This is a genomic window from Fodinibius roseus (assembly GCF_900129315.1).
Classification (GTDB): Bacteria; Bacteroidota; Rhodothermia; order Balneolales; family Balneolaceae; genus Fodinibius; species Fodinibius roseus.
Genome location: NZ_FQUS01000004.1, coordinates 1 through 13,612 on the forward strand (window position 1 = coordinate 1; position 13,612 = coordinate 13,612).

General features: G+C 44.2%; 15 protein-coding genes. 2 read left to right on the forward strand and 13 right to left on the reverse strand.

The window, feature by feature from the left end; genetic code table 11:
• Window positions 1-243: transposase (locus BUB16_RS04455; RefSeq protein ID WP_139240188.1), on the forward strand; the 243-nt coding region annotated here is incomplete at its 5' end.
• Between the two features lie 22 nt (window positions 244-265).
• Here the strand turns inward: BUB16_RS04455 and BUB16_RS04460 are convergent.
• The 13 genes from BUB16_RS04460 to acnA all read right to left on the reverse strand — a co-directional run bounded on the left by BUB16_RS04460 (window position 266) and on the right by acnA (window position 12,191).
• Complete coding sequence (locus BUB16_RS04460; protein ID WP_073059960.1) at window positions 266-619, reverse strand: hypothetical protein; 354 nt, start codon at window positions 617-619, stop codon at window positions 266-268.
• 31 nt (window positions 620-650) lie between these two features.
• The gene (locus BUB16_RS04465; RefSeq protein WP_073059961.1) at window positions 651-962 is read right to left on the reverse strand and encodes a ribbon-helix-helix protein, CopG family; all 312 of its coding nucleotides are present in this window, start codon (window positions 960-962) and stop codon (window positions 651-653) included.
• Window positions 949-1,725: a ParA family protein gene (locus tag BUB16_RS04470; protein WP_073059962.1), complete on the reverse strand. Its 777-nt coding sequence runs from the start codon at window positions 1,723-1,725 to the stop codon at window positions 949-951. The genes BUB16_RS04465 and BUB16_RS04470 overlap by 14 nt, the downstream gene beginning before the upstream one ends.
• A 72-nt stretch (window positions 1,726-1,797) precedes the next feature.
• Complete coding sequence (locus BUB16_RS04475) at window positions 1,798-3,951, reverse strand: relaxase/mobilization nuclease domain-containing protein (protein WP_073059963.1); 2,154 nt, start codon at window positions 3,949-3,951, stop codon at window positions 1,798-1,800.
• Window positions 3,948-4,328, reverse strand: coding sequence for a plasmid mobilization protein (locus BUB16_RS04480; RefSeq protein ID WP_073059964.1), 381 nt, complete (start codon window positions 4,326-4,328; stop codon window positions 3,948-3,950). Before BUB16_RS04480 ends, BUB16_RS04475 begins: the two co-directional genes overlap by 4 nt.
• Window positions 4,329-4,739: 411 nt before the next feature.
• The gene (locus BUB16_RS04485) at window positions 4,740-5,501 is read right to left on the reverse strand and encodes a hypothetical protein (RefSeq protein WP_073059965.1); all 762 of its coding nucleotides are present in this window, start codon (window positions 5,499-5,501) and stop codon (window positions 4,740-4,742) included.
• A 24-nt stretch (window positions 5,502-5,525) separates the two neighbouring features.
• Window positions 5,526-5,729 (reverse strand): helix-turn-helix transcriptional regulator, encoded by a 204-nt coding sequence (locus tag BUB16_RS04490; protein WP_084088030.1) that lies wholly within the window; start codon window positions 5,727-5,729, stop codon window positions 5,526-5,528.
• Window positions 5,730-5,840: 111 nt separating this feature from the next.
• On the reverse strand, window positions 5,841-6,836 hold the full coding sequence (locus tag BUB16_RS04495; RefSeq protein ID WP_139240189.1) for a hypothetical protein: 996 nt from the start codon (window positions 6,834-6,836) through the stop codon (window positions 5,841-5,843).
• Between the two features lie 39 nt (window positions 6,837-6,875).
• Window positions 6,876-8,096 carry a tyrosine-type recombinase/integrase gene (locus tag BUB16_RS04500; protein ID WP_073059967.1) on the reverse strand — a complete coding sequence of 407 codons (1,221 nt, stop codon included), beginning with the start codon at window positions 8,094-8,096 and terminating at the stop codon, window positions 6,876-6,878.
• A 405-nt stretch (window positions 8,097-8,501) separates the two neighbouring features.
• A complete protein-coding gene (locus BUB16_RS21045; RefSeq protein ID WP_280173643.1) occupies window positions 8,502-8,741 on the reverse strand; it encodes a type II toxin-antitoxin system death-on-curing family toxin in 240 nt (79 codons plus the stop codon).
• A 12-nt stretch (window positions 8,742-8,753) separates the two neighbouring features.
• Entirely contained in the window at window positions 8,754-8,903 is a 150-nt protein-coding gene (locus BUB16_RS21375) for a hypothetical protein (RefSeq protein WP_170864279.1), read from the reverse strand.
• An 8-nt stretch (window positions 8,904-8,911) separates the two neighbouring features.
• The gene (locus BUB16_RS21380; RefSeq protein WP_170864280.1) at window positions 8,912-9,064 is read right to left on the reverse strand and encodes a hypothetical protein; all 153 of its coding nucleotides are present in this window, start codon (window positions 9,062-9,064) and stop codon (window positions 8,912-8,914) included.
• 331 nt (window positions 9,065-9,395) lie between these two features.
• On the reverse strand, window positions 9,396-12,191 hold the full coding sequence (gene acnA / locus BUB16_RS04510; protein WP_084088032.1) for an aconitate hydratase AcnA: 2,796 nt from the start codon (window positions 12,189-12,191) through the stop codon (window positions 9,396-9,398).
• Between the two features lie 597 nt (window positions 12,192-12,788).
• Here acnA and BUB16_RS04515 point away from each other — a divergent pair.
• Window positions 12,789-13,601, forward strand: coding sequence for a universal stress protein (locus tag BUB16_RS04515; protein WP_073059968.1), 813 nt, complete (start codon window positions 12,789-12,791; stop codon window positions 13,599-13,601).
• The last annotated feature ends 11 nt before the right edge of the window (window positions 13,602-13,612 follow it).

The following is a 13,612-nucleotide window of genomic DNA, read 5'->3' on the forward strand; positions in this document are numbered from 1 at the left end:
CGGAAGCTCATTTACACGACCAATGCGGTGGAAGGCTATCACCGGCAGATTCGCAAGGTGACCAAGACCAAAGGAGCCTTTACCAGCGATATGGCCTTACTCAAGCTGGTCTATTTAGCAACCAGAAACATAAAAAAGAAGTGGACATCACCGCTACAAAACTGGGCCTTGACTGTGCAGCAGCTGGCGATTAAATTTGGAGATCGGCTTCCACTTGATTTAACCCGGAACACTGATGAATAAAACAAACCAGACAGAGTTCAGCTTACACTCCCACTTTGTGCTTAATAACATATAAACTGATCCAAAAGAACGCTTCCAGTCCAGTACCACCGGTTTCATAATTCTTACTTGCTACCAGTTTTTGAAATTTTTCGTCTTTTCTTAGAATAGCATCAATCTTATCCCGCTGCTCCCAATATAAGCGATGGTCTTCTTTTATAGAATCAGGTACTTCACTACTCATCATATCATTACCATATCGATCATAAGCACCCCCAGTTTTAGCCCATTGTTCATATTCAAAAGGATTAGCAGCACTTGTAAATGCTGAACAGTGTTTTTCTAGCTTTTCAAATTCATCTCGGTATTTCTCATACGTTTTTTTTAATTGTGACATAGGTATTTATATTAGTTTTTAGATTTATATGTTAATTATTCTCGTGGTATTGCGTGATGATATCTTTTAATTCTTCAGAGTTGATATCATCTAAATATTGATCTACCGCTTGTTCAATAAACTCTCGCTGACTGATTCGCTTCCACCAGGCCAGCGCTTTAATAACATCCACATGCTGCTGGCCTAGCCGGACCGAAAAGGGATGCAGGGGGGAATCGGTAGTTTCTGTAGTGGATGTATGATCTGTATTACTTGTATTGCGTGTATTGGATTGTGGTACATCCCGGCCGGATTCCTCCGGGCCGGATATCAGCTCATCAATATTAAATTCATCGTCGGCCATAGCGCTCCTCCACTTCGGTTGAAAGGTTCCTATAATCGGTGGCCCCATGGGATTTAGGGTCATACTCAAAGATCGTTTGTCCCTGGGAGGTGGCATTGCTCAGCCGGGCGTTGGTCCGGATGATCGTCTGGAACAGCTTCCCCGGAAACTTTTCTTTGACCGCTTTTCGGATGGCCTTATGCTGGTTTTTGCGCCCGTCGTAGTTGGCTAGTAGATACCCGGACAGGTTGAGATCCGGATTGATCCGCTGCTTAATCATCTCGGCTTTTTGGGATATGCGCATGAGTCCCTCCAGGGCAAAATACTCCGGTTTAATAACCACAAGCATATCCGTGGCTGCCACCAGGGCATTCATCGTCAGAAATCCCAAATTTGGCGGGCAGTCGATGATGATATAGTCATAATTCCCCTCGATTTCGGCCAGTCGCTCGGAAAGCAGTTTTTCCTTGACCGGCACGCCGCTGAGCTTTTGCTCCGCATACGCCAGGGGCTCCCCGGCAGGAAGCACGTCCAGCCCGGTAAATCCGTTGCGGGAGATAAGCACCTCGGAGATATCTAGATCGGCCTCATAATAGAGGTTATCCATGGTCTTCCGCAGGCGCTTGCGATCAATGCCCAGATGAGAGGTCGCATTGGCCTGGGGATCTGAATCGACCAACAGCACGGATCTCCCCAGCCGCTGCAGTCCGTCCGCAAGGTTTACGGCCGTGGTGGTTTTGGCCACCCCACCTTTTTGATTGGTAATAGCAATACGTGTATTCATATAGGTATTGTTTTTAATATTTGTATTTCGTGTAGTGATTGTAGTGCATCGTGGGACGGTAACCCAAGGTTTTTACCGCTCGAGCTCTTGGTTCTTTTCGTGCTCCCGTCCGCTGGCCTGCTGGATCGCCTCCTTCATGACGCCTTTGGCCAGGCTGAGACTTCCCGCTACGGGATTCTTCAGCATCTTGGCAATACTGGCCGACACCTTAACCGCCCGGGCCGACATCGAGAACAAGGCCCTGCCGGCTTCGGTGCCGCTCGCGCGGGACAGCCACCGGCTACTTGTCTTCATAAGATCGAGACCGGTTACGGCGTGGGGGCTAAGGGCCTGGAACTGCTCGGCAGGCCGCTCCTTCATAGCCTCCGGAAGTTTCCGGAAATACCCTTCCACTTCCTCCGGGCTCATCTCATTGAGGAATCCTTTAAACTCCTGGCGTACCTGCTTCGGAGCTACTAATGCCTTACTTATCTCCACACGAGTGACATCCCCGTCCGGAACCCCATACTTTTCGGGATTATAAACGATTGCTCCAATTTCTTCCGCTTTGTCGGCCCACATGATATCCCACAGGGCCAGGCGGGCTTTCGTCGGATCGGCGTAATACTCCTCCAGCTTCCCGTCTAGCACCGTAATCGCCTCGGCCATTTTCCCGTCCAGGGCCGGGTTGCGTTCCATGGAGGTTATCTGCTTATCCGATAGGTCAACATTTTGGTAGGCCTGTTGGATGCGACTCACGGCCCGCCACAAGGTTAAGGCTTCGTTATAGCCCCGTTCGCCCGCCCGCTGCACGTCGGGGTCGTCCATCTGCTCCCGCAGGTGCTGCTTAATTTCAGATTTGACGCGCTGGATGGAGGGGACCAGCTGTTTCGCTTTGAGAGAGGTCTGTTCAATAAGGGCTTGCCGGTCCTTTTTGCTGAGCCCCTCGGAAAAGTATTGCTGGAACTCATGGGAGAGGCGCTCCATGGCCCGAAGGTCCCGGCTCATTTGGGTAATGGCGTGGGTATCTTTCACCTCCCCAAATTGGCCCGGATTCTCCATGAGGTCGTGCTGCCCCTCCTGAACCCATGCCTCCATATCCTTGCCTGTCATCTTTTTGTTAAAGGCTCTGCGGGCCGATTTCCCGTTCTCAAAGGCCTCGTCCCACCTCATATCGAACTGCCCGTACTCGCTCTTGATCTCCCGGCTGAAAGCCTGGTCTAAATCCTTTAATTCTTGTACCTGCTGTTCAGCGGTTTTGTGTTTTTGGTGTGAGATCATTTTGAGGGTTTGCAACTGGTCCTCAATCATCCCGCTTCGCCAGTTCACGGCTAATGCCATGCCGTCTAACTTCTTCAGCTGCTTTTCCCGATCATAGACATAGCCTTTCAGGGACCTGCCAAACCTCTTTTCCAATTGCGGTCCAGACAGCTGGCTGGATATAGAACTGGCTTTAATCGTATCTCGGGTTCCACCACAAATAATCATACCCTTTTTATTCCGGGCCATATCCAGCCAAAGGCCCTGCTTTGCCAATGCCTGGTCAAACGCCCGAAAGGATGTTGCTTGAAATAATTCGTCCTTAATCTCCCTCGCCCGTTCCAATACCGCCCGCCCATCAATCTTCTCCGGGTCGATTCCCAACCTGGCGGCCATTTCTTTATTGCGTTGTTCCCGGTGGTATTCGTGATCTTTAAGGCTCCGACCGTTTTTGTTTTTTGCTTTACCGTTGGATCGATACTTACCCCTGACTTCCCGCCAGTCGTACTCCTTTTCAATCCCTTCGAGGAATTCTTGTACCCGCTGGTTGTGCATCTTGTCAAACGTGCGATCTCTGCCTTTTCCCTTATAGGTATTTAAGTCCCATGCCCTAAATTCCCTCGGGTGGCCTGGGGGAAAAACACGGTTTGCCATAATGTGAACATGGGCATGTTCGGTATCGTTATGAGCAACCAATAAAACCTGGTTATCTTCCAGCCCCATATGCTTCAAATATCGCTCCGCTACCTCCCGCATTTCAGCCTCGGTTGGGTCGTCCTCCGGTGCCCAATTCAAAGACGTATGATAGACTGGCTTTTCGCACCGGGACTCCCTCGCCACACTCTCCATTTCCATGGCAGAACCCTTAACACTACTTGTGCCTAAATTCCGAAACTCCATCCATTCTACTCGACTCCGATCTTTCTCTAAACCATACCAAAGAGCTCCGCTAAAATGACTCCCTAAACTTACCTCTGCACCTGTCATAATATTGCCTCCATGAATTTAATTGCCAGCCGGTCTAAACTTTTCCGACAAGCTTTGATTTCAGTTATTAATTCTTCTCGTTCTTTTTCGGCAAACTCATCTTTTGAGTTTACTTTTTTTACTATTTGATCCACATTCCTACCCACCGCTGGCAAACCTTTATGTATAAGTTCTTTTACCTCTCCATGAGTAACATTATCATCCAGCTCTAACGACCGTTGGTTAGTGGCAAATGGTACCTTGGCTGGAGGACGTTCCCCCAAAGTGACTTGGCGCATATATCTGCTTTTTGAAACCCCAACCTCTCCGGCTTTTTTGATAATCCATTCTTCTTCGTCCTCATCTACCCGTACTGTAATTCTTCCGGTTACACCCATTCTATTGGCCTCCAATATTCCTGCTTTTAGTTAGAGATATACCCGCCTGGGGCGGGCCAAAAAAAACACTTTGAGCAGTCGGCCTTGGCCGATCTGCGAATAGTCCAGTAGTGTTATGTTGCATAGTAGTGAGCGAAAGCGAATCACTATGTCAGACATAACACATAGCTGGCTATCATTATTCAAGTGTATTATCTATCATTAGATATATTATTTTTTATAACGTTACTTTTTTATAGAAGCAGATTTTAGAGAATGTCAAGATTTTTCTTTCCTCTTCCTGCAATGACAAATACCTGCAAGTGTGATCCCCCAATTGCGGTAGTTCGCAACAACAACTGCTTGTTCAATGGAGATCTATTTAAACCCACGACAAAGTTGAAACCACTAACATCAGTGTATATAGTGGTTTCATTTCTGTCGCTCTATATTGCATCGATATCTGAATTCTATATTTGAGGTTATGATGTCAGCTTGTACGTGCTCATATATATGACTGGTTTTTGTTTTCCGGTAAAATCCTGGAAGGGATAAATCATATTGCTGGGCATGTTTAATAGTTGCATCATCAGCACGCTTCTTTTTCACATTCTTTGTGATTTTTATGTAGTCATACTTTTTTGCATATTGCTTTAACCGATGGCATGTTGCCTTGGAAAGATCAACGATCGGTTTAAGATAATTTGCCGCTACGGGCATGGAATTGGGTGGGAGGTCGAGCGTTCTGGAGTGAACATCAGTGTTTTTGTTCAAACGCTCTACCTCCCTTTGTTTTTTTAAAATTCGATTTCCAATAATAGCCGCTACACAAAATCCTCGTAGTCTTTTGGTCGATTGCAACTCCTGGAGAAAAAGCTTTGCTGCTGTGGTATTGTAAAAGTCTTCTTGTCGACGTATTTGCTCAAAGCTTCTGACAAAATGAGTACCCGTCTTGGGATTTTTCCCAATCCAGTCTCGATCCAATAGTTCTTTCATATATCGCTCAACGGTTCGACTTGAGCAAGTGAGTTTAGAAGCGACGGAGCTTTTAATTTTTCTATTGAAAACAGTTAGCCCACTCGCGCTTATGGCAAGCACCAAATAGAGACGTAACGGGTTATGAAAAGCATCTTCTAACCCGAAACGACACATCTCCACCGGGACCCAGACATACGTATCCTCTGTAAAATCCATTATCTTCCTCAGATTTTAAGAGAGTTATATATTGGGAGATTGGGGATCGTCTCGATCCTCGGTATTGCTCTCGATCCACTCCATGATTTCACTCTCGCGGAAACCCACAGCTTGTTTACTGATCCGGACCTTCCGGGGAAAATCTGGTTCTTTCATGAGCTCATATAGTGTACTGAGGCCGATTCCTAACTTGTTTGATAATACTTTGGGACGAATAAGATTATCCATTGGTAGTAAAGGTTTAGGTTTGATTGGAATTACTACCAACAACTTAGAAGAGTTCGGAAAATCTACCTATCAACGAAATATTGTAAATTAATTGATTATTCATTGAATTTATTAGGAACGCTTCAAATACTGTGCGTAATCTTCATAGCCACCCTTGTCAATTCGTTCTATTAATGAATTTTCCCAATGATATAAAATGCTAGTCGATGTAGGTAAATCATTTTTTACATCTGATGGAATATTAGAGGAGTTAATTAATTCTGTATGGATTGCAGAAGGAGAATGAGTTGGAGTTTTTAGGAAAGCATTGAGATAATGTATCCTTGTATTAGCTTTATATGTTGCAGATTTCTTACCGGAAGTTCTCTTCGCTTTCTCATTAATCCAATCATCAAGTTTATTAGCTGGCGGAAGATTAAAATTTAGCTCATTTTCATCTAATTCAACTGAGATATTGATAGTTGTAGTATCTACTTCTTCAGGAAAACCATTGGCTTCTACTTTTTCAATAATATCATTAAGGATATTTAATCGAAATTGGCGTTCAGCTAAAACCACAAATTGATTCAAAAGCTCCTGCATTTGAGCTTTTTGAATGGTTTCCAAATACCCTGATTTATCAAAAAAACTTAATATTTTTTTTATCCTGTAATCCGAATGGGGTATGCCTTTTTGTGATCGATCCTTATACAGCCCAAGATGACTGAATAACCTGAGATACTTCCTTCTTAATTTTTCAATTTTCTCTTCACTATCTTTTATTTTTAAAACATATTTACTGATTTCCTTTTCTCCTAACTCTTCCTCATTCTTAACTATAAGTTTTCTAGTATTTCCAAGTAACTTGGATTTATTTTTATCAATAACCTCATGATAATGGGAAATTTCAGAATCCCTTCTATTTTCTAATCTTTCTATATTTTGTTCAAATTTTTCTTCTAAAAAATCATAAGATTTTCGGACTCTCCTTTTCAAGTCATCCTTAATGAGAATAAGGTTAGATATAAAATTTATTTTTGAATCTGCTTTCATGTAATGAACCAAATACTTACCTGATAGTTCTTGCACTTTTTCCTGGTAATTACTATTAGCTTTATGTAATTCCATTAGAGATTTATTTCGATTCATTTTTATAGGAATTGAATGTTAGCTATTATCATTTGATATTATTTCTTTCAATCTATAGCTCCATCGATTTAAAGCTTGTCTTTTTTCGTCCATATAGGCATAACGATCATAACGTGCCGTCACTTGGGAATCTCCAGCTAAACCTTTATGGTTTAACACCTTACCTAATATTGTACGATCAGTACCACTTTCAGCCATATAAGTTGCAGCAGTACGTCTCAAATCATGAATTCTTATATCAGTTATTTTTGCCTGTTTAGTTGCCCCCTTAAAACTATTATGGAGCCACTTTATCGGTTGCCCCTTATTTCTGTTAGATTCAAAGACATAAGGGCTTTCATTTTTTAAGTCACTTATAATATCAACGGCTAAAGGTGTTAATGGAACTGAATGTTTCCTATCAGCCTTTGTCTGTTCTTTTGGTATAGTCCAGACATTGTCCTTGATATTCTCCCATTTCATTCTACAGGTCTCTCCCTTCCGTTGTCCCAACAACAGTAAAATTCTAAACACTGAACTTAGAGGCTCATGAAGTTTCAATAGATGTTCCCAAAGTCTCCGGAGTTCCTCCTCATTTAGTACTCTGTCTCTTTGGTTTTCATTTCCCAATGGCTTAATAGTTTTCACCGGATTGTATTCTGCTATTTCTCGTTGGACCGCAAAAGAAAACATACTACTAAGAATTGCCCTTATTCTATTAGAATGGGTTGGCTGATTACGATCAACTGCAATATCTTCCAGCAATTCTATTATTACCCCTCGCGTCATATTTTCGATAGTCATTCCCTTAAATGCTGGTAATATTTCAGTTTCTATCCTATTCCTATAAGTTTTCTGAGTAGACTCTCTCAAAGTTGGCAAGTGTTGATTTTTGAAATGCTTTACTAAATAATCAAAAATTTTCGGTTTTGACTTTTTCTTATTAGCAATCTTTTCTACCTGTGGATCAATATTATTGTTAACTTTATAAGCTAGTTTCCTAGCCTTATCTCTTGCTTCGGACAAACTTAAATTAGGATAATTACCTATCTTAAATCGTTTAGATTTATTATCAAACCAATAGCTATAATAAAAATATATATTTCCCGCTTTAGTTAATCTTATTAATAACCCCTTTACTCCGACCCGCTTTAACGTACTAGTTTCAGGGTCTATCAAATGTTGGTCAAAATACTCAATACGTTTTCCTTGAGGAGTTAAGTTTCTAATGAACTGATCGTTTAAATGTTTTTTAGGCATAACAAATAATTTTTATCTACTCTGGTACAAGACTGGTACAAGGATTTTCTCCAAACCATCCGGATTAATCTGGAAACACTTGTAATATATAATATTCTATAAGACTATGAAATACAATAATTTACAATCATTTCGGAATAGTATGGAATAGTTTGGAAGAGTATTGTACTTGGACTTAAAATCCAATTGGTATCTAAATACCAGTGCCGGTTCGAGTCCGGCCTCGGGTACTCCTAAAGCCTTGTAGCTCTTAGCGTTATAGAGTTACAGGGCTTTTTTGTTTTGAAGGATATGAGCTTTTTAGGATTAGATGTATTTAAATTTGGGCACAAGAATAGAATGTCCCCTCTCATTTTGCCTCTCCAACATGCTGGATTTTATGGCGGTATGCCGGCAAGGTTAGTTTTATTCTTTTATTTCGGTTGCCCTTGCCGCCAGAAAGTCTGCTATATCTTCATCCGTTTTCTCTCCTGATAGATAATCCAGGACTAAGTCTGCCAGCTCTGTTTCGTAAAACTCGGCAATATCGTATCCGTTTAAGTATAGAAAAGTGATAGCTGTATGTGTTCCGGTTCTTTTATTTCCATCCATAAAGGGGTGGGTCCGCACAATCGCGGTTAGATAATCAGCCGCCATTGCAAACAGGTCTGAATATAGTTATTGACCGCCAAAGGTTTGTTGGGGTTGCTGGATAGCAGCTTCCAGCTTGTCTTTAGAAAGGATTTTAGCCGCGCCGCCTTTTTCGGAAACTTGTAATTGGTGGAGTTCTAAGACTTCAGACAAGGTTAAAAAACGTACTTCTTCCATCCAGGCAATTATTCTGCCAGCTTTTCGAAAGACTTTTCATGCTTTCGAAATGTGATTTTAGCTACTTCTTTAAAGGATTTCTTAGAACGGCATGCTTTGGCAGCCTTTCTGTCAACTCCTACATCTTTAGAATGGTTGGTATGTTTGTTCTTTTTAGCCATTACTACCTTCTTATTAACTATAAGTAGTTATTAGTTATGATATAGCTTTAACGGCAATAAGTAAAATTTGTTTTATCTGTGCGGCGCGCTTTCTGCAATGTAGTGTTTTGGAGTGTAGCTTCAATCTAAAATTTGAGGTTTTTTGAGGTAGACAGACTATAAAATTGAGATTACACTGTAAGCTTACCCGAAAGTTGACCGTTTGAAAGTAGATAAAATTCACTACTTTTAATCATGAAAAAGTCACGATTTAGCGAATCCCAAATCACCTCTATCCTTAACAGGCTGGATTTTATGGCGCTATGCCGGCAAGGTTAGTTGGGGAGGTTTTTTACTCTTCCAAAAACTGGCGCAGCACATATTGCAGGATGCCGCCGTGCTTTACGTACTCTATTTCAATCTGGGAATCCAACCGGCTGACAACCTTGAATGTTGTCTTTTCCCCTTCGGGATGTTCAGCGGATACGTCCAGCTCCTTCCCGGGCGCCAGTCCTTCTTCTATCCCTTTGATGCTGAAGATTTCTTCGCCCGTTAATCCCAGGCTATCGGCATCTTCTCCGTCCTTAAATTCCAGCGGCAGCACTCCCAGGCCGACCAGATTCGATCGATGAATACGCTCGTAGGAGGCGGCAATTACGGCTTTTACGCCCAGCAGATTGGTTCCCTTCGCCGCCCAGTCGCGTGAGGATCCCGCACCGTAGCCGCTGCCCGCCAGTACCACCAGGGGTGTATCGGATTCTTTGTACTTCATGGCGGCATCATACACCGGCATTTCTTTGTCGCCGGGAAAATAACGGGTATATCCGCCTTGTTGGCCGGCAATTTCATTATTTATGCGCACGTTGGCAAACGTACCGCGCATCATGACTTCATGGTTCCCGCGGCGAGAACCATAGGAGTTGAACATTCGCTTCTCAACTCCCTTTGACTTCAGGTATTTCCCGGCCGGACTGTCTTCGGCGAATGCACCGGCGGGGGAGATATGATCGGTGGTGACCGAATCCCCCAGCTTCATCAGCACACGGGCACCCGTGATATCCTGCAGGGGCTCGGGATTTTCGCTGATGCCTTTGAAGAACGGAATTTCCTTGATATAGGTTGAATCCTCTTTCCATTCGTAATCCAACCCTTTGGGTGCATCCAAGTTTTTCCACTGCTCTTCGCCGTCGAAAATCACCGAATATTCGTGCTCGTAATCTTCTTTGGCTGTGGCGCTTTCAATAGCTTCCCGGATTTCGCCCTGGGTCGGCCAGATATCTTTTAAGTATACCTCCTCACCATTGGCATCGGTGGCCAGCGGCTCATCAATAAGGTTGATATCCACCCGGCCGGCAATAGCATAGGCTACCACCAGCATGGGAGAGGCCAGGAAATTCATCTGAATTTTAGGATGAATACGCGCTTCAAAGTTCCGGTTCCCGCTCAATACCGAAGACACGACCAGCTCGCTTTCATCGACGGCCTCTTCGATATGGAGGGGCAGCGGACCGGAATTGCCGATACAGGTGGTGCAGCCGTAGCCGACCACATGAAACCGCAGAGCTTCCAGGTATTGCAGCAGACCGGCTCGCCGCAGATAGTTCGTTACCACTTTGGAGCCGGGGGCCAGTGAAGTTTTTACCCAGGGCTTCACGTCAATTCCTTTCTGAATGGCCTTGCGTGCCACCAGTCCCGCGCCCAGCATCACGGAAGGATTGGAAGTGTTGGTACAGGAGGTAATGGCCGCCACCACAATAGAACCGTCGCTGAGAATATATTCTTCATTTTCAAGCTTGATGTGTACCGATCGCAGCTTATCTTTATCTACTTCAACTTTTACATCGCTCTCATGCCTCTGCTGTCCCCCGTCAACCGCGTCTTCCTGGTGAAATTCTGTTCCCGAACCGCCTTCGCCATACCAGACTTCGCGTTTGTCGCGTGGCAGGTAATCCCGGCCGTGCACGTCTTTTAACAGCGTGCCAAACTCGGTTTTTAAATTTTTTACCAGAATCTTTTCCTGCGGTAACTTTGGTCCGGATACCGACGGCTCTAACGCGGATAAATTTACCGTGACTACATCGCTATATTCAATTTCCTCACTGTCGGTGCGCCACAGCAGATTTTCCTTGCAGTAGCGCTCGACCAGTTCGAGTTGTGTTTCATCCCGATTGGTTCTTTCCATGTAACGGAGGGTCTGATCATCGATGGGGAAATACGTTACCGTACATCCGAACTCGGGCGACATATTGGAGATCGTCGCCCGGTCGGGCACGGAAAGATGATCAAGTCCGTCGCCAAAAACCTCCACAAAATCGCCCACCACCCCGTGAGAGCGCAACCGGTTGGTAACCTCGAGCACCATATCGGTTGAGGTAATCCCTTCCGGAAGTTTACCGGTAAGTTCCAGCCCAATCACCTTCGGACTGCTGAAATAAATAGGCTGCCCCAGCAAAGCGGCTTCCGCTTCAATACCGCCCACGCCCCAGCCTACAACGCCAATACCGTTTACCATGGGCGTGTGGGAATCGGTGCCCACCAGGGTGTCCGGAAATGCCCAGCCGTCGCGCGCATCCACTCCCCTGGCAAGGTATTCCAGGTTTACCTGGTGACAAATACCCATGCCCGGCGGTACAACCGTAAAATCTTCGAAGGCGTTCTGAGCCCACTTCAAAAGTTCATAACGCTCGGCATTTCGCTTGTATTCATACTCAACATTTTTCTTATAAGCATAGTCGGTCCCGAAGAAATCCACCTGTACGGAGTGGTCGATAATTAAATCCACGGGTACCCTGGGATTGATTTTTTTTCCGTCTTTTCCTTTTCTGATCGCTTCTGAACGGATTGCCGCAATATCCACGACCGCGGGAACCCCCGTAAAATCCTGCATCAAAACCCGCGTCGGTTTATACGGGACAGAATGGTCGCTGCCCTCGGGATCCCAGTTCATCAGATGGCTGATGTGATCATCATTGACCAAAAAACCGTCATAATTCCGGAGCGCATTTTCCAGCAGGATACGAATTGAAAAGGGCAGTTTTCTTAGCCGCGGGTAATCCTCGGCAAGCTTGTGCATATTTATGTAGTCAAGGGATCCCTTCGAGGTGTTTAGCTTTTGGGTTATTTTGTTTATCTGGTTTTGTATATCCATATCAGAGAAGTGTTAATGATTCTTCTGGGGGTTAGAAGGTTTAAAAATCCTTGTCGAGGCCTTTGCAAAACAACGGTTTCAAAGACCTCTTATCGTTACCAGCTGCAGCGGCTACCCACCACCGGGTTCGAACCAACTTATCGTGCCGTAACACTTTTGAAGCTCGGCATGGTTGCGGCAAACCCGCAGTTGTCATGATAATGGAGATTGATCCACGGTTTTGTACGGCTAAGGGCCCCTTTCATGTGGACATTTTCCCTACGTTCGAAACCGCAAACTGGTGTACAGCTTCAGCCGTCCATGATCCGTAGCTTATAATCCGTATCATGATATATTATAGCTATTTTCCCGTATTATTAGCAGTGGGACTGGAAAAACCAGCATTTTGGGTCCATGTCAAGTCCGGAAGAATCAAAACCGCAGTCTATATATTGATAGTGCATAATGCAATTGTATGCTGATGAATGCTCGAAAATACAACCCGGTGAAAAAACGGTTTATAAAAGCTCCTACCATAATCTATCATAATACAGAACTGTTCATCTTCACATATCATTAACAGAAAAACCAGCATCAAAAATTCCAGATAAAATAAAAATGAATATCACAAACATCCTGGTACCGACTGATTTTTCCGATTGTTCAGAAACGGCCGTATCCTTTGCCCTCGAACTGGCTATCCGTCTCAAGGCGCGCCTCCATCTGATGCACTCGATGAAAGGCCTTTATTCTGTCGCATCGGAACAACTTCTGGAAAAGCTAATGAACGAAAACCGATTTGGGAAAATAAAAACCAATATCGTAACAGAAATTGGTGATGCCGATTTATCTATTCTCAGACAATCGAAAGAGGTGAAGGCAGACCTTGTTGTGATGGGAAGCAAAGGTCGTTCCGGGGGACGAAAGTTTTTAGGCAGTACGACTACGGAAGTCATTTCCAGGTCCGAGGTTCCGGTACTTGCGATTCCTGAAAACAGCACCTATTCGGGTTTTAAGGATATCGTGTTTATGACCGATTACAATGAAGGAGACCTGTCCGCATTAAGGGAGCTGTCGGATTGGGCCCGTTTTTTTAATGCCAGCCTGCATGTACTTCATCTGTTTACCGATGATTCCCTTCAGGAACTCATTAAATTCAGAGGATTCAAGGAGGTGGCAAAAGAGCGTTTAGAAGATGACGTACTATCTTTTGAACGGGTCTTAAATCCGTCTTTTGATGAAGGGTTCTTCGATTATATGAAATCCCACAGTCCCCAGCTGGTAGTTTTAACCCGATATGAAAAAACAATTTTTCAAAAACTGACGGAACCAGACCACCTCCGTGAAATCGGATACGAGATCACGGTACCATTTCTCAGCTTGCCCGGTGAGAAATATATAAAGAAGGAACAAGAAGATAGTATCTGTTGAGATAAAAGAAC